The following is a 15,250-nucleotide window of genomic DNA, read 5'->3' as shown; positions in this document are numbered from 1 at the left end:
TCGCGACCGAGAATGGAGTCTACATGGCGAAGTTGAACTTTATCGTTCCAATCCGTCATCCGGACAATGTGAGAGACAAGACCGCCCAGTGGCGCATGCTCTCTGAAACCATTGCTTCCATAGCTGCGCAAGACGGTCAAGGGTGGCAGGCGATCATCGTCGCTAACAATGGCGTGGTCTTACCACCTTTGCCTGATGGAGTAGTAGCAAAAAGGGTGGACTTCCCAAAGAACGATCACCACGAGCGCGGGGCTCGGGATAATGAGGCTTTTTGGGACGCCGTGCGCCTGGACAAGGGACGCAGAGTCGCGGCCGCGCTGGAAAGTATTAATAATGATGATTTCGTCATGGTGGTAGATGACGATGATTTTATAAGCCGACGGCTCGCAGCCTTTGTGGCGGAACGCACCCCTGATTCTGGCTGGTATATCAACCAGGGGTACAAATGGCGCACCGGCGCTCGAATGCTTTTCAAGACAAACCGGTTCCATGTTGTTTGTGGCACGTCACTCATCGTCCGCGCTGGTTGTTTTAATTATAAAGCGAGAAATGAGTCGGTAGATGCAATCCGCGAGCTTGGAAGCCACCACCTGATCCGCGAAAGGCTGCGCGATGAAGGGCGCCCCCTCTCCCCGATCCCCTTCGCAGGCGCCGTCTATCGTATCGGACACAGGAACGCACACAGTAGTACGCGAGACCCTCTAGCTCCAAAACGGAAGCTACGCGCTCGTATGCGTAGCTACTGGAGGAAGTTGACGATACCCCGTCCGTTGACGACGCGAATGCGGCGGGAGTTCTTCGGCGGAAATCACCCGTTAGCGGGAACCGGGATAAGCAATGGACCACGAAGCTAAGATGCTTACCCGGACATACCCAGTCCCGCTCATTTAAAACTGCAACGAGGTACGCACGCATGACCGTCAACCTCAAGCGATGGGCTCGACTTGTCCTGGCGCATTCAGCCGAGCGCTTCGGATATCGCCTTGTTTCAGAAAAACCTCTCGACCTTACCGGTGGCCCGACAGATCCGCTAGCCGCCGCCTACATAGCACGCGGTCGTCAATTCGTGTGTCAGGTGCCCACAACGCAGTGCCGGGCCCTCGGAATGATGGGCTTGCCGCTCGGCCCAGACAGTTGCCATCCGTTCAGCGTCACCGCCAGGGAGATTTTGCAGTATACGGTCACAAACTATGTAGACAGTGCACTCGCGGCCTACTACACGCGCGTACGGCCGCATTCCGCTGCTGAGGTCTTGGGGGTCTCTAGCCCCGAACCCGCCAAACTCCAGGGGTTAACAGCCGCCCAGACAATCCTGCCCTGGCAGTCGATCCACCCAGAGGCAATGGCTGAGGTTCGTTTGGGTACAGAGATTGCCGAGAACAAGGATTCAGATGTTCGGGACCCTGCCGAATACGGCTGGCGCGAATGGGGGCCGGTCCCTGAATTCCAGGGCCGGTCGGAGTGGCAGCGAATCTCACGCCTCTGCGACTCCATAGGGCGATCTGGATACAAGCGGTCTGACAGGCCGGACGGGGATATCGGTGGCATCGTGCTGACACATGGGGAAAAAAGAACGATCCTGATCACCATGGGGCAACACCGCGCTGCGGTCCTGGCCGCGCTCGACTGGCCGACCCTCCCGATACGCGTACAACCGTCGAGTACCATGGCACAATTCATTCGCCGAGAAGATGCGCCCCAATGGCCTGCAGTTCTCGCCGGCTATTTTTCCGAAAATGATGCGCTAAAAGTGTTCGACAGGTTGCTGGAGGGAAGCATACCCGATGTGGCCAAAGACTGGGCCGCCTCGAGCGAAACTGTATAACTGTTATGTTCTGAAGGTCCTAATCCCCGCAGGACCCCAGTGCCTTGTTCATCGTGGTGCATGACTACTGCCCGGGGTAAGCGATCGCAGCTTAGTTCGTTCGCGGACCGTAATGAGCGGTTCATGATGGTCTGAAAACCGAACCCGTGCCCCTCACACGGAAGAAATCATGATTTACACCCCCTCTTCGCTTTGTCCGAACGTTGACCTTGAGCGCCTCCCTCACTGCGCTGCGCCTGGTTGGGCGTCGAGTGATGTCTGCTACCTCGCCTCATAGGATCCGCGATATTTATGCGCTACGGAAACACCGACGCGGGATCTGTGCCTTGTGTGGTTGGCTACTTTACCCACAATATATATCCTCGAGATTGGGGTACCTATCTCATGCCATTCGAGCGGGACTATAGAAATGCGCGGATGACGGACCTTCTTAAGAACCGGCAAAATCATACGAAAAGCAATCGGCTCCTCAAGGCAATAGAAGCGCTCGAGCGAGGTGAGCCGACGTCAAAGGGGTTGGAGCATGCCATAACTGGCGCAACAGGCAACGCGGTCGCGTTCAAGTGAAACCATTCAGGCGCGCTTTAGTTGTTGTAGTCCGATGCGCCCTTGCGTGATGAGAGCACGGATTGTGTAGCGGCGGAGTAGTCGCTCGGTGAATTAGGGCAGGCTTGTTTTCGGAATGCTGTCTCCCGCTCGCACTTATGCTTTCACAACTTTTTCACATGCGTCAGTAGCTCTTTCTTGGTTTTATAAAGTGCATACCGCTTAGCCAGTTCTCTTGGACTTGCTGCAAGCCATTTGGACTCGGAAAGCGAAAGGAGACGGGAGATGCAATGGGAGACGTAGTTGAGTTGCATCTCCGGGCTGGACTGCCAGAAGTCGGTTCCGGTGGACTCGTAACCGTAACCTTCTAAAAATGCCTTCCTCGCTTCTCGGGCCAGCTGCGTCGTGGCGATATACTTATTCAGAGCGGTCTCCAGATGAAAACAAAAATAGCTGACATTGAACCAAGGTGAACCCCATGTAGAGCCGGTAAAGTCTATGCCGGTTACTGATGGCCCATGAAAAATAAGATTGCCTGCGAAAAAATCGCCGTGGGTACTGCAGATAGCGTAGCGAGTTTGGTGCTTTGATCCGTGAATTTGGTGCATTGAATGATCAATGGATCTCTCAACTGACGAAGCAAACACCTCGTCAAATACGGTGGGCCTTAAGCGAACAAGTTGCTCGAGCCGGCTCAGTGTTTGATTCGCAGTCCTGTCTTCATTTTTGATCGGCAACGGGTCTAGGCCGGAACTCTTCCCAGGGTAATAATCCTCCGTTGCAGATTGAAACGCGTGGAGCCACTGTCCGGCCCGATGCATGTGTTCCCGTATGTCCTGTGAAGCTGGTCTGAGGGGCAATCGCCGGGCTTCGCGAGTAATCTCCCCCTGCAGGCATTTTCCGGGCACATGTTCGGTGACTATAAACCGATGCTCGGGCGAGAACGCGAGTGGCCTGGGAACGCGGAACGGCCCTGATGGGTCGAAGGTTTCGTAAAGCCATTTGTTTAGGTCGTAATCGCGCGTGGTTCGGTCCTCGCTTATACCTGCGTTGGAGTTGTCGTTTAGCCTCTTTACCCAGACCCATCTTTCTTGGTTGTTGCTCAGGCGCACGCGGTACAAAGTGGTAGATTCGGAATGCTTTCGGCGTGACGTTTGGGTGCGTTGAATCTCTTGCACACTATGCCGCAGTTCATCGCCAAGACTTTCGCGCAGAATTGAAGTGACGTCAGTTTCTGTCATTGGGTAGTTCCCCATGATGGGGTGTGGGGTGGGTTAGGGTGAAAGAGTTACGCTTATCAGGAGGTCTTACGGTGTGTTCCTGCGGTTTGCGTTAGTCGGGGTTTGCCGGGTGGTTCACATTTTGGGGTTCGCTGAGACGTCCGAGCTCTACCGCCCGCAAACCTGGTTGCAAATACCACGGCTTATCTGGGCTGCGCGTCAGGCTTGTTCGCAGGACCATGGCAGTAAAGCGTCCTGGTCGCACGAGTGGCGAGCTTAGAAACTGCTGGGGCCGGCGCAATATATCGCGCATGGTGCCCTGCGCACAGGCACGGTAGTGGCGTCTGATCTCTTCGTATGTCGGAGGCGTCGCGTCGGCGGCCTCAAATGGGATATCCGACAGCTTTGGGAAAGCGCGATTGATCGTTTCGTCATGAAACGCTTTTTTCATGCTGTAATCCGGATTCACGTTCATCAGAAAGTCGAAAAGATCGTGATCCAGGTAGGGGCAGTAGACGGTCTTTACGTGGGCGAGAAGACCGAAGGGCAGCAAGCCAATGCCGCGACGGGTGCGGTTCCAGAATACGAAAGACTGAAGTGGCGAGGAGGCATCCCGATGCTGTTCCATCTCGGTGATGATTCGTTCGACGGCGAGGGACTCGGGGATCCGCTCGACGAGTGCTGAACGGTGGCACGCTTTGATCGCGGCTTCCTGATTTGCCTCGCGCAGGAGGAGATTTGCGAGTTCTCGTGTGCGGCCAGCGCGCATGAGCGCCAGCTTTTCGGGGGATACCTGGTGGGCACCGGAGAGGACGTCCCCGGCCAGGCCGTCGTAAATGCACTTCGTATCTGCCTTGCCGAAGGAGGCCGCCAGAGCAATGAGCCAGGTGTGCGGTGCAGAGCAGTGGCTGGTCAACTCGGCATCCTTGAGGACCGATGCGACGTAAGAACCCTCGTACCGGACAACGCGGTGATCGACGTCCGTGGCTTGCGCAAGCTGGCTCGCCAGCAGGACATCCTCGTTGTCGATAGGCGGAGGTCCCTGAACCGTAACGACGCTGCGGGGCTTATGCCCCTGATAAAGCAATTCCAAAAAGATGTGCCTTGAATCCCGGCCACCACTCAGGGCGAGATGGTAGCCAGTTTCCGATGGAGGGCGGCGCTCGATGGCCTGACGAAAGAGTTCCTGGTACGCCTCGACCGTCTCGTCGAAGGTCTGCGGCATGGCTGATGGACGGGGAGCCTCCAGAGAACCCCGGTTTAATTCGAGTTTGCCCTGCTGCCATATAAGTCGTGAACCGGGCGGCAGGAAATGCACGTGCTCGAACGGGGTGTCATCTGCAAGGAAGAATCCCAGACGGAGAAAGACGGCAAGCCCTGGGTAGTTCAGGCCCTTGGGAAAATCACCGTCCAGCACATGTTGAATGGCCGGCGAAATGCGGATCTCGCCGCCGAAATGGCTGTAGAACAGCGGGTAAATACCGTACCGATCATTTTGCACGGTCAGCCGCTGACCATCCCAATCCCAACGAACGAAGATACCGTCATGGCCATGACCGGCATGATCGGGCAGCACGTGCCCAAGCTGACAATGCGGGGTGCCCTGCGTCTGAACACCAGAGGCAACAGCGCGCGCCGAAAAGAAGGGGCGGTCTCGTGCCGAGGCTATGCCATCGAGGCCCAGGCTTTCCATGGCTCCCCCACGTGGTTCATTAAATTCGATGTGCATCGACGGCATCGCGCCACTACAACCCCCCGCTCCTTTGGCAACAGGGACCGACGGTCGCCCATCGCGAACCTTTGGGTGGCTGAGGTCATGAAGCTCCAGCTGCAAGTCTCTGGAAGGTGGCGCTCTGGCCCGAGAGGTCATCCCAGGTTCCGCTATCCACCACGCTCCCCTGCTCCAGCACGAAGATGCGAGAACAGGGACGAACGGTACTCAGGCGGTGCGCGATCAGAATGATCGTTTTTTCGCCTGAAAGGTTGTGTAAGGCATCCATCACCGCTTTTTCCGTTGCGTTATCCAGTGCACTGGTGGCCTCGTCGAAAAAGAGCACGGCAGGGTCTCGATACAGCGCACGGGCGATGCCAATCCGCTGTCGCTGGCCACCCGAGAGACGCGTACCGCGTTCGCCAATGATGGTGTTGTAACCGTCTGGCAGGTCCCGCATCACAAAATCATGGAGGTTGGCCAAACGGGCGGCCTTTTCCACTGCCGCACGGTCGATCTTTTCCTCCCGAACGCCCAGCGCAATATTGGCTGCCACCGTCTGGTCCGCAAGGAAGATGTGCTGGGGCACATAGCCGATGCTTGCCTGCCAGTTGCGCACGTTTTCCCGGGTTAACGGCTCGCCATCGATCAGGATGGTGCCGGCCTGAGGCTCCAGAAGGCCCAGCAGAATGTCGACCAGGGTGCTTTTGCCAGCCCCGGAGGACCCTACGAAACCGACCGTGGTGTGGGCCGGGATCTCCAGCGAAACGTCTTTGAGAGCGGGCCTTTCGTGCCCCGGATAGTGGTAACTGGCTTCGATGACCTCGATGGAGCGTTCGGGCGCAAGGGGTTCGGGATGTTCATGGCGCGCGAGCAGAGGTGTGCTCTCCGCCCGCGGACCCAGATCCTTCAGGATGTTGTCGACGGCTGCCGTGTTGAAACGCAACGACGCCACCTGCTGGAACACCTTCTGGAAGGCCGGGATCAGCTGACGGCCCGCTAGCGCATACAGGCCAATGAGCGGGAGAGCCTGTGCCATGCCCCCATCTCCGGACATAAGGAACAGCACCAGCAGGAGCACCCCGCCAAAGGCAATCGCCTCGATGGCATATTGCGGTAGATCCTTTAGCAGGACCGAGTTCGCCTGGTGGCTGGCAAAGCGTTTGGATGGCTGGCGGTAACGCTCCAGATAGTCGCGCTCCCGCCCCAGCAAGCGGATTTCCTTGGCTCCTGCAAAGGCCTCGGCGGCGGCGGTGAAGCGCTCCCGGTTGGCCTCTACCCGATCTTCCCCAATACGGTTAAGCCAGGTGCGCGCAACGATATAGATGACTGCATAGACACCCCCAAGGCTGGCAGCGACGATCAAGGCCAGCCAAGGTTGCGCGGCAATCAGCAGAGCAACGATTGCGAGAGCCAGTAACCCATGACTGGCCAGCTTGAGCGCTGGCATCAGTGCGCCATTAATGGCTTGCGTGGTCTCCTGAAGGATCGTCTTGGCCAGATCGCCTGAGTTGCGGTTGAGGAAGAACGTATAGGGCCGCGCCAAGTAGTCACCCATCAGCCGCCGCGACAGCTCGTACTGCTGCATATGGGAAAAACGAGTGATCGCCCACTGGCTGAGCGCCTGCAGGGCCGTGCCCGTCATGAACAGCACAAAGGCCGCCAGCCCCAGGAAGTACAGAAAGCTGCTGGTGGACTCGAAGCCCAGCCACTCGTACGCCATGCGCAGCATGTCGTTGTCTTGGATCATGGCTGGGTCGGATAGCACGGCGAGGAACGGCATTACCGAGGCGATGCCCACCGTCTGCATGAAGGCGGTCACAATCATCAGAATCGCCAGCAGCCCGACCTTCCCGCGGTCGCGGGGGTCCAGCAGGGCGTTCAGCTTGCGCAGGGTTTCCAGCATGTCGCGCCGACCCGGATCCTTCATACGAGGGGCCTTGGCGGCCCAAGGGGGAACCGCCATCAGGCAGCCGTTAGCCAGGCCACGCGGCCTGTAGATGCTCTCGATTGTACGAGATGCGCCGATCGCGGAAGCTTGTCGGAAAGCGCCCTGGGCGTTTCCGGGCGCGGCAAGCTGCAAGGGCTTCGGGCCACAACCGGCCGGAAGGGCCGGCAAGCCGCGCGGATAAAGGATTTTCGAGCAAAGCGGGGGCCGCAACAGTGCCAAACGCCAGGCTAACGAACGAATTACTGAGTGGCTTCCTGCGCTCGGCGGAAAAGTTCCCGGAACGCCCGGCGCTGGATGTGGAGGGCCGGGTGCTCAGCTACGGCGAGCTGTTCGAGGCCGCTGCCGCAACCGCCCACGCGCTGCAGCAATCCGTCGATTGCGATGGCACGCCCTGCCGTATTGGCGTGCTGGCTCAGCGCTCGCTGGCAATGTATCAGGGGCTTCTGGGTACGCTGCTGGCCGGACACACCCTGGTTCCGCTGAATCCGGGCTTCCCGACGGAGCGCACACTGGCGATGGCCGAGCAGGCGGACCTGTCGGCGCTGCTGGTGGATCATCAAGGGTTGGAGCGGCTCGATGACCTGTTGGGGGCGTTCTCGCGACCGCTCGTGATCCTGTTGCCTGATCCCGAGCGGCTGGACGAGCTCCAGGCGCGCTGGTCCGGGCACGACTTCCGGGTGGCCGGAAACACCCCCCGACCCGCGGACTGGGTGCCGGCGACCGTATCGCCCGATGACCTGGCCTGCCTCTTCTTCACCTCGGGCAGCACGGGCATACCCAAGGGGGTAGGCGTGCTGCACCTCAACGCGGCCCGGTTTGTGGAGATGTCGCTGGAGCGTTACCGGGACTTCGGCATCAACGAGACGGACCGCTTCTCGCAGTTCTACGACATCACCTTCGACTCGTCGATGTTCGATCTGTACGTGTCATGGGCCTTTGGCGCCTGCCTGTGCTGCCCGTCCGCGAAGGAATGGTTCAACCCCAACCGCTATATCGCGGACAAGGCGCTTACGGTGATCGACATCACCCCCTCGGCCGGGCACGGCATGAACCGCCGCAACGGCTGGGCGCCGGGGCGCTTTCCGGAGCTGCGCCTGTGCCGCTTCGGCGGCGAGGCACTATCGGCCGAGCTGGCCGAGGCGATGGCGAGCGCCGCACCCAACGCGATTGTGGACAATGCCTATGGGCCTACCGAATGCACGGTGGATGCCTGCTTCTATCGCTGGGATGCGGAGCAGTCGCCGGCCGAGTGCGAGCACGGCATGGTGCCGATCGGCTATCCGGGCAACCAAGTGGAGCTGCGGGTGGCGGACGAGGCCCTGCAGGAGGTGCCGGTCGGCGCCGAGGGCGAACTGCTGATCAGCGGCCCCCAGGTCACTCCTGGCTACTGGAAAGACCCCGAGCGCACGGCGCAGGCGTTCGTCCGGCTCGATGACGGCCAGGTGCACTACCGCACCGGAGATCTGGTGCGCCGCCCCGCCTCCGGCGCGCCAATCATCTTCCTCGGTCGACTGGACCATCAGATCAAGATCGGCGGGGTGCGCATTGAACTCGGCGAGGTGGAAGCCGCCCTGCGCGAGGCCGCCGGCACGGATCAGGCCGTGGCCGTGGGCTGGCCCCGCACGGAAAGCGGCGCCTCCGGCATCGTCGCCTTCGTGGTCGGCGAGAGCATCGACGAACCGGCACTGCGCGACCGACTGCGCCAGCGCCTGCCCGCCGTGATGGTGCCCCGCGCGATCCACGCAACCCACGAGCTGCCGCTGAACGCGAACGGCAAAGTCGACCGCAAAGCGCTCGTCGCGCGCCTGGACGCCGATGCCGGCTGACGCCCCTGGCGATTCCAGAGCCGGGCAAAGGAGAACAGCGACATGACAGGAGTGCTGGGTCGGCTGCGCGATTCACTGCGCAAGCGCGGGTTCTGGCGCACTCTGACGCTCATCCCCCGGAACATCCTGTTCTTTCTGACGGACTTCGACCGCAAGTACGGCACCAACACCGGCATGCAGGCCGAGGACGATACAGGCCTGCCGCAGGAACACGAGGGCTACGAAGGCGCGCCTCCGAGGCTGTTTCACAGGATCATGCACTCCCTCGACATTGCCTACGGGCGCTACACCTTCATTGATCTGGGCTCGGGCAAGGGCAGGGTGCTGCTGCTCGCCGCTCACTACCCATTCCGCCGCATTATCGGGGTGGAGTACAACGCGCGCCTGAACGACATTGCCACCGAGAACGCGCGTCTCTACCAACACCCGGAACGCAAGGTAGCGAAGATCGAAACCGTGTGCGGCGATGCCGGCGCGTACGAGCCGCCCGCGGGCGATTTGCTGATCTACCTGTTCAACCCGTTCAGGGCCGCCATCATGGAGCGGGTGCTCTCAAATCTCGAAAACGCCATGCGGACCGAGCCACGGGAAGTGCTGGTCGTGTATCAGAATCCAACCCAGCGAAAACTGCTGGACGCGGCTCCGTTTCTGGAGCCGGTCACCTACCACGAATACCGCACCAAACGCTTTCGCAAAATGCCGATCGGCCGGGTTGCGGTATACCGCAGCCGAACTTGATCGCCCGAGTGCGGCCCGGAACTGCTACCGACTCGGAGCACGCACGGACTTGAGCGCGCTGAGCCCGAGATAGGCCCAGGACTTCGGGCGCAACGGGCGCTGCCGGATGGACTGCAGGAACGCGTGCCGGGCGATACGCGGGCTGGCGGTCCAGTAGTGATGGTAGCCAAACGTAAACCAGGCATCGCCAAGCCGCCTGCGCACGGCGGCGGCCGGGGTTTCCTCGCCGTTCGGCCCGACCCGCCCCCAGCGCGCCAGCGCGCGCTGGACTACCTCGACTTCGTAGTTCACATCCGGATATTTGGTGATGCAGCCAGCGCCATGTAAGCGGTAGAGCGCCGTGACGCGGTCCAGCTGCCGGTACTCGGACAGCCGCGATGCGCGAATCCAGTAGTCGTAGTCCTGGCCGCGCTTGAGCTGCGGATCGAACTCGCCCACCTCGTCCACCAGCTGCCGCCGCATCATGACCGTGATGGTGTGCGGCAGGGACTCCATCAGGAGCTGGTTGTAGACCCAGCCGGAGCCCTCTGCGACCACGCCCGGGGCCTCGCGCACCGGCACCTCGGGGGCCGCCATCTGCGAGGGCGGCGGGAATGCGCCGTCGGCATCCGGCTTCCAGGAGAGGAAGTGGGTGTGAGTGAACCCGATCTCGGGATGCTGTTCCATGTACATCACCTGCGCGGTGATCTTGCCCGGAAGCCAGATATCGTCGGAGTCGATGAAGGCGATGTACTCCCCGGTGGCGGCCGCGATACCCGCATTGCGGGCCACGGCCGCGCCCTGGTTTTGTTGCGTCAGCAGCGTCAGCTGATCGCCATAGCCCCGGATGATCTCCACGGTGCCGTCGGTGGAGCCGTCGTCCACCACGATCAGTTCCAGGTTCGGGTAATCCTGCTTCAGCACGCTGTCGATGGACTCGGCGATGTAGGCGGCGGTATTGAAGGCCGGCATCACCACCGATACCCGCGGCACACTGCGGCCCGCCTTCGGTGCCTCGGCGGCGTTTGTCTTGGTGCTGGGCGGCGTGCTCGCGGTCATGTAGCTCCCCGATTGGGGGCCGTCTGCATCCAGTCCTGTGTCCAGGCGGCCACCTGATCGCGCCATTCACGACGCGAGAACGTGTGGTTGGCCTGCGGCAGTTCGCGCAGGGTCACGCGCGGCTCTGCCAGCAGGCCCTTCCAGGCCGGGGCGGCGGTGGCCACGTCGCGAAACTCGGCCGCGGTCAGGTCATCGCCGCTGAGAATGACGAGGATCGGCCCGTCGAAGCGCCGCCAGCCCTCCGCCATCCGATCCGGCAGCGGCCCATTGCCCAGATCGGCGCGAGCGGCATCTGGATTACTCCCATCGCCCTGCGTGCCTCGCGGGCGCAGGGCAGCGCCGGCCATGCGCGCGAGTGACTGGACCGAGGTCCAGGGGTTGAAGCGGCCCCGCAGGGCCCCGGCCCAGAAATCCCGGCTGAACAGGCGTTTGAGGTAGTAGGTCTTCAGGTACGCGCGGGCCAGGCCTTCGTCGGTCCGCACCCAGGGGTTGGCCAGCACCAGCCCCGCCACGCGGGCATCTCGCCAGGCATAGAACAGGCCGGCCGAGGCGGCACCGCACAAGCCCCAGATCACGACCTCGCGCAGGTCCGGCACCTGCTGCGTAAAGGTATCCATGGCCGCGCTCATGTCCTCATGCACTTCTTCGTAATCGCGCTGGCGGCCGGAGGCATCCCCCATCCCCCGAAAATCGAAGCGGAATACGGGGATGCCCTGCGCCGCCAGGTGGCGCGCGAGCAGCAGGAACTGGCGGTGACTGCCCACACGGTACTGCGGCCCGCCCACGGCGATCAGCACGCCACGCCGGGCGCCCTCCGCCCCTGGGTGCAGGATGCCCAGCAGTTCCTCGTCCTGCACGCGAAAGATGACCGCGCGCTCGCTCATGCCCGGGCCTCGACCGCTGCCAGCGTGGCGTCGAGCAGGCCCGGCACCTCGGTGATGTCCTGGGTAGACCAGAAGGTATCGCCCCCGATCACCCGGGTGTCGACAGCGGCACCAGCCTCGCGCCAGCGTTCGACCATGCGCTCGCTCGCCGGCGGCAACGGGGCATCGTCCTGTGCCGCGATGTCGAACCAGGCGACGGATGCCGCCCGGGGCTGCTCCAGGCGGGCGGTGGAAAGGCGCTCGGCCAGGGCAGGCGCCAGTGTGTAGCCCGCCACCTCCAGCGGTTCGCCATCCCGCAGCCGCGAACGCAGATCAGCGGTGGATTCCTTCTGCCCGCCCATCATGCCGGCGGCCATGCGCAGGCGGAGAAACTGGGTCAGGTGCTGTTCGCCATTGGTGACGGGCGCCCAGTAGATCGCGGCGGCGGCCTGTTCGGCACGCGCGGCCAGGAAATCGCCCGCCAGCAGACAGCCGGCGCGCAAACCCCAGACCAGAAGGGGGGCCGGGCAGCAGGCCTGGAGGTAGTCGCCGCAGCGGGCGAGGTCGTCCAGCCACAGATCCCAGTCGGCATCGCCGAAGTCACCACCACTGTCGCCGCATCCGTAGAGATCCGGGATTAGCACGGCGTACCCGACCTGCGCCAGACGGCGGGCCTGCAGGTTCACCATGCGGCGGGACTTGTTGAGTTCTTCGGCAAACGGCGGAAAAAACAGCACACGACCACGGACGGAAGGGCCTTCCGGTCGATGCAGCACATGGAACACCGGACCGGCCTTGCCCTCCAGGAACCCGGCTTCCATGACCGACCTAGTCGAGCTTGGCGTCGATGAAATCGGCGAGGGTGCCAACCGTTTCGAAGGTCTCGGCGCTGACTTCGTCGTCATCGATCACGATGTCGAAGTGGCTCTCGATCGCGGTGATCAGCGACACCACCGCCATGGAGTCCAGCTCGGGGACTCCGCCCAGCAGCGTGGTGTTGCGGTCGAACTGCTGCGCGCGGCCATTCAGGCTGAGGGCGCTGTCCAGCAGATTGCGGGTGTGATCGAGCGTCGACATATGAAGGTTCCTGATGGCGGGTATCCGTGCCCGGCCTGGGCGGCGAGTAAACGGCAGGTTACCGGATCTGCGCGGACTGTCCAGATCGCGGCTGGCGGGCCGCGCCTGCCGCGTGATCGGCTCGTTAAGCTCCTGCCATCTGCATCCCCGCCAAGCCGTGAACGCGTTCGTAGAATGGTCGCGGCGAGGCATGGATCGCCGCCCCCACACTCCGGTGCGTATCACCACGGGGCTGCCCTCAGGCAACAGGTGGAAGGATGACGGGACTTTGTGGATGGTTCGCGGTGAATGCCGCATCACCGGCCGGCGCGCTCGAGGCCCAGGCAACCGCGCTGCCGAGCCTGGCCGGGGCAACCTCGGCCCGGTGCACGAACCGCCTGGGCGGGTGTCATGTGCAGGGTGGCTGGATCGCACAGGAGACCGAGGTGATCGCGGCCATCACCGGGCACCCGCAATGGCGGGCGTCCGTGCTGGCGGAACGTGCGCGCGAACTCGACCCGGCACAGGCCCTGCTACAGGCCTGGCGACAATACGGGGACGGCCTGTTTGAACAGCTGGGCGGCGACTACGCGCTGGCCATCGTGGATGCGGGCCACGGACAGCTGCTGGCCGGGATCGACCGCATGGGCCAGGTACCGCTGCATTTCGCCCGCCTGGATGACGGCATTGCCTTTGGAACCGGCGCCGGCTGCGTGGCGGCCCACCCGGCGGTTGCCACCGAGATTACCCGCGAGGGGCTCTACCACTACTGCTTCTTCCACATGCTGCCGGCCCCGGTCAGCCTGTTCGCCGGGCTGGAAAAGCTGCCCGCGGCGCATCGCCTGATCCACAACGGCGACCGCGCCGACGTGAACGCCTACTGGCGCCCCGAATTTGCGGAAGACCGCAGCGCGGCGCCGGCGGCACTCGAACAGGAGCTGCGCGACCGGATCCAGGCGGCGGTGGACCGCCGCGCGGATGCCCCGCGAACCGGCGCATTCCTGAGTGGCGGCCTGGACAGCTCCACGGTCGCCGGCATGCTCGCCGGCATCCAGCCCGGGGCGGACAGCTTCAGCATCGGCTTCAACGCCCCCGGCTACGACGAGATGGAGTACGCGCGCATGGCCGCGCAGCACTTCGGCACCCAGGCACACGAGTACTACGTGACACCGGAGGACGTCGTCGAGGCCGTGCCCCGGATCGCCAGCAGCTACGACGAACCATTCGGTAACTCCTCTGCGCTGCCGGCCTACTTCTGCGCTCGCATGGCCAGGGATGCCGGCATGACCAGGCTGCTCGCCGGCGACGGGGGCGACGAGCTGTTCGCGGGGAATGCCCGTTACGCCAAGCAGGGCGTGTTCGAGCACTGGGGGCGCATCCCCGCGCCTTTGCGGCGAAACCTGCTGGACCCGCTGTTTACCCGCCTTCCGCGCGCGCTCCCCGTGGTCGGCAAGGCGCGCAGCTATGTGGAGCAGGCGCGCATCCCGCTGCCGGACCGGCTGGAGACCTACAACTACCTGTACCGGCTGTCGCAGGAGTCGATGTTTACGCCGGATTTCCTTGCGGGGCTGGATCGTGAGGCGCCATGGGAGCTCATGCGCCGGATCTATGCGCAGCCGGAGGATGCCTCCACGCTGAATCGCATGATGTATCTGGACTGGCAGCAGACCCTGGCCGACAACGACCTGCGCAAGGTGACCGGCATGTGCCAGCTCGCCGGGGTGGATGTGACCTTCCCGATGCTGGACGACGACCTGGTCGAGTTCTCCTGTCGCGTGCCGTCCGCGTTGAAGCTGAAGAAAGGACGCCTGCGCCACTTCTACAAAGAGGCGTTCACCGGCTTTCTGCCGGAGGCGATCATCGACAAGAAGAAGCACGGGTTCGGCCTGCCGTTCGGGGTGTGGATGCAGGAACACGCGCCGCTACAGGAACTGGCCTACGACAGCCTGCTGCGGCTGAAGGGCCGCGACTTCCTGCGCGACGACTTCATCGACGAACTGATCCGCCTGCATCGCGAGGAACATGCCGCGTACTACGGCGAACTGGTGTGGATCCTGATGATGCTGGACCTCTGGCTGGAGTCGCACCCCACCGCCCGCTAGCTGAATTTATTCACCACGAAGTGCGCGAAGAGACGAAGGAAGGTCGAGGGCAAGGGCGGTTTCACCACGGAGGGCACAGAGGTCACGGACAAGGGCAGGTCAAGGGCGGGTCACAGGAAGACGGGAAGTGCGGGAAGGCTCTGGATGAAAAGACACTGTCATCCCGGCCGCAGCGAAGCGGAGAGCCGGGATCTCCAGGCCCTGACACCCACGCCGTCCTTCGCCCCCTTTTTCTGGTTTTAAAATAGCATGGAGTCCGTGATACCGTGCTTTCATGATTGTATGCTTCAAGGATCGAGGCACGGAAGATATCTTCAACGGCCTTTCGTCGAAGGCTGCTCGCAAGATCTGCCCACAATCCCTGTGGCGGATTG

12 protein-coding genes are annotated in these 15,250 nt (G+C 62.4%); 5 read left to right on the top strand and 7 right to left on the bottom strand.

The genetic code is table 11. The annotated features are described in order from the left end of the window. Window positions 1-23: 23 nt before the first annotated feature. Window positions 24-854, top strand: coding sequence for a galactosyl transferase (locus D000_RS14210; RefSeq protein ID WP_155999281.1), 831 nt, complete (start codon window positions 24-26; stop codon window positions 852-854). A gap of 59 nt (window positions 855-913) precedes the next feature. Beyond that, window positions 914-1,825 carry a hypothetical protein gene (locus tag D000_RS0110560; protein WP_155999278.1) on the top strand — a complete coding sequence of 304 codons (912 nt, stop codon included), beginning with the start codon at window positions 914-916 and terminating at the stop codon, window positions 1,823-1,825. Window positions 1,826-2,535: 710 nt separating this feature from the next. Here the strand turns inward: D000_RS0110560 and D000_RS13940 are convergent. The 3 genes from D000_RS13940 to D000_RS0110550 form a co-directional block, all read right to left on the bottom strand. After that, complete coding sequence (locus D000_RS13940) at window positions 2,536-3,612, bottom strand: phosphotransferase family protein (protein WP_196800605.1); 1,077 nt, start codon at window positions 3,610-3,612, stop codon at window positions 2,536-2,538. Window positions 3,613-3,703: 91 nt separating this feature from the next. Continuing rightward, window positions 3,704-5,320 carry an asparagine synthase-related protein gene (locus D000_RS0110555; RefSeq protein WP_231371013.1) on the bottom strand — a complete coding sequence of 539 codons (1,617 nt, stop codon included), beginning with the start codon at window positions 5,318-5,320 and terminating at the stop codon, window positions 3,704-3,706. An 85-nt stretch (window positions 5,321-5,405) separates the two neighbouring features. After that, a complete protein-coding gene (locus D000_RS0110550; RefSeq protein ID WP_026279920.1) occupies window positions 5,406-7,208 on the bottom strand; it encodes an ABC transporter ATP-binding protein in 1,803 nt (600 codons plus the stop codon). Between the two features lie 257 nt (window positions 7,209-7,465). Between D000_RS0110550 and D000_RS0110545 the strand changes: the two genes are divergently transcribed. Both D000_RS0110545 and D000_RS0110540 read left to right on the top strand, forming a co-directional pair. Continuing rightward, window positions 7,466-9,079: an amino acid adenylation domain-containing protein gene (locus D000_RS0110545; protein WP_018873487.1), complete on the top strand. Its 1,614-nt coding sequence runs from the start codon at window positions 7,466-7,468 to the stop codon at window positions 9,077-9,079. A gap of 42 nt (window positions 9,080-9,121) precedes the next feature. Further along, window positions 9,122-9,817 carry a class I SAM-dependent methyltransferase gene (locus D000_RS0110540; RefSeq protein WP_018873486.1) on the top strand — a complete coding sequence of 232 codons (696 nt, stop codon included), beginning with the start codon at window positions 9,122-9,124 and terminating at the stop codon, window positions 9,815-9,817. Window positions 9,818-9,841: 24 nt separating this feature from the next. On the opposite strand, the gene D000_RS0110535 is transcribed toward D000_RS0110540, so the two are convergent. Genes D000_RS0110535 through D000_RS0110520 form a run of 4 tightly spaced genes read right to left on the bottom strand, consistent with a single transcriptional unit; the run spans window position 9,842 to window position 12,795 of the window. Next, on the bottom strand, window positions 9,842-10,855 hold the full coding sequence (locus D000_RS0110535) for a glycosyltransferase (protein ID WP_018873485.1): 1,014 nt from the start codon (window positions 10,853-10,855) through the stop codon (window positions 9,842-9,844). Next, complete coding sequence (locus D000_RS0110530) at window positions 10,852-11,739, bottom strand: hydrolase 1, exosortase A system-associated (RefSeq protein ID WP_018873484.1); 888 nt, start codon at window positions 11,737-11,739, stop codon at window positions 10,852-10,854. Before D000_RS0110530 ends, D000_RS0110535 begins: the two co-directional genes overlap by 4 nt. Continuing rightward, a complete protein-coding gene (locus D000_RS0110525; protein WP_018873483.1) occupies window positions 11,736-12,539 on the bottom strand; it encodes a hydrolase 2, exosortase A system-associated in 804 nt (267 codons plus the stop codon). The genes D000_RS0110530 and D000_RS0110525 overlap by 4 nt, the downstream gene beginning before the upstream one ends. 7 nt (window positions 12,540-12,546) lie before the next feature. After that, window positions 12,547-12,795, bottom strand: coding sequence for an acyl carrier protein (locus tag D000_RS0110520; RefSeq protein ID WP_018873482.1), 249 nt, complete (start codon window positions 12,793-12,795; stop codon window positions 12,547-12,549). Window positions 12,796-13,052: 257 nt separating this feature from the next. On the opposite strand from D000_RS0110520, the gene D000_RS0110515 reads away from it, so the two are divergent. Next, window positions 13,053-14,876: an asparagine synthetase B gene (locus tag D000_RS0110515; protein ID WP_038047811.1), complete on the top strand. Its 1,824-nt coding sequence runs from the start codon at window positions 13,053-13,055 to the stop codon at window positions 14,874-14,876. Window positions 14,877-15,250: the final 374 nt, after the last annotated feature.

This window comes from Thioalkalivibrio sp. ALJ16 (assembly GCF_000377345.1).
GTDB lineage: Bacteria > Pseudomonadota > Gammaproteobacteria > Ectothiorhodospirales > Ectothiorhodospiraceae > Thioalkalivibrio.
This window is presented reverse-complemented; position numbering and strand designations above follow the sequence as displayed.

Coding starts and splice junctions, on each gene's coding strand:
- D000_RS14210 (WP_155999281.1), top strand. CDS start 24: ATGGCGAAGTTGAACTTTATCGTTCCAATCCGTCATCCGGACAATGTG.
- D000_RS0110560 (WP_155999278.1), top strand. CDS start 914: ATGACCGTCAACCTCAAGCGATGGGCTCGACTTGTCCTGGCGCATTCA.
- D000_RS13940 (WP_196800605.1), bottom strand. CDS start 3,612: ATGACAGAAACTGACGTCACTTCAATTCTGCGCGAAAGTCTTGGCGAT.
- D000_RS0110555 (WP_231371013.1), bottom strand. CDS start 5,320: ATGCACATCGAATTTAATGAACCACGTGGGGGAGCCATGGAAAGCCTG.
- D000_RS0110550 (WP_026279920.1), bottom strand. CDS start 7,208: ATGCTGGAAACCCTGCGCAAGCTGAACGCCCTGCTGGACCCCCGCGAC.
- D000_RS0110540 (WP_018873486.1), top strand. CDS start 9,122: ATGACAGGAGTGCTGGGTCGGCTGCGCGATTCACTGCGCAAGCGCGGG.
- D000_RS0110535 (WP_018873485.1), bottom strand. CDS start 10,855: ATGACCGCGAGCACGCCGCCCAGCACCAAGACAAACGCCGCCGAGGCA.
- D000_RS0110530 (WP_018873484.1), bottom strand. CDS start 11,739: ATGAGCGAGCGCGCGGTCATCTTTCGCGTGCAGGACGAGGAACTGCTG.
- D000_RS0110525 (WP_018873483.1), bottom strand. CDS start 12,539: ATGGAAGCCGGGTTCCTGGAGGGCAAGGCCGGTCCGGTGTTCCATGTG.
- D000_RS0110520 (WP_018873482.1), bottom strand. CDS start 12,795: ATGTCGACGCTCGATCACACCCGCAATCTGCTGGACAGCGCCCTCAGC.
- D000_RS0110515 (WP_038047811.1), top strand. CDS start 13,053: ATGACGGGACTTTGTGGATGGTTCGCGGTGAATGCCGCATCACCGGCC.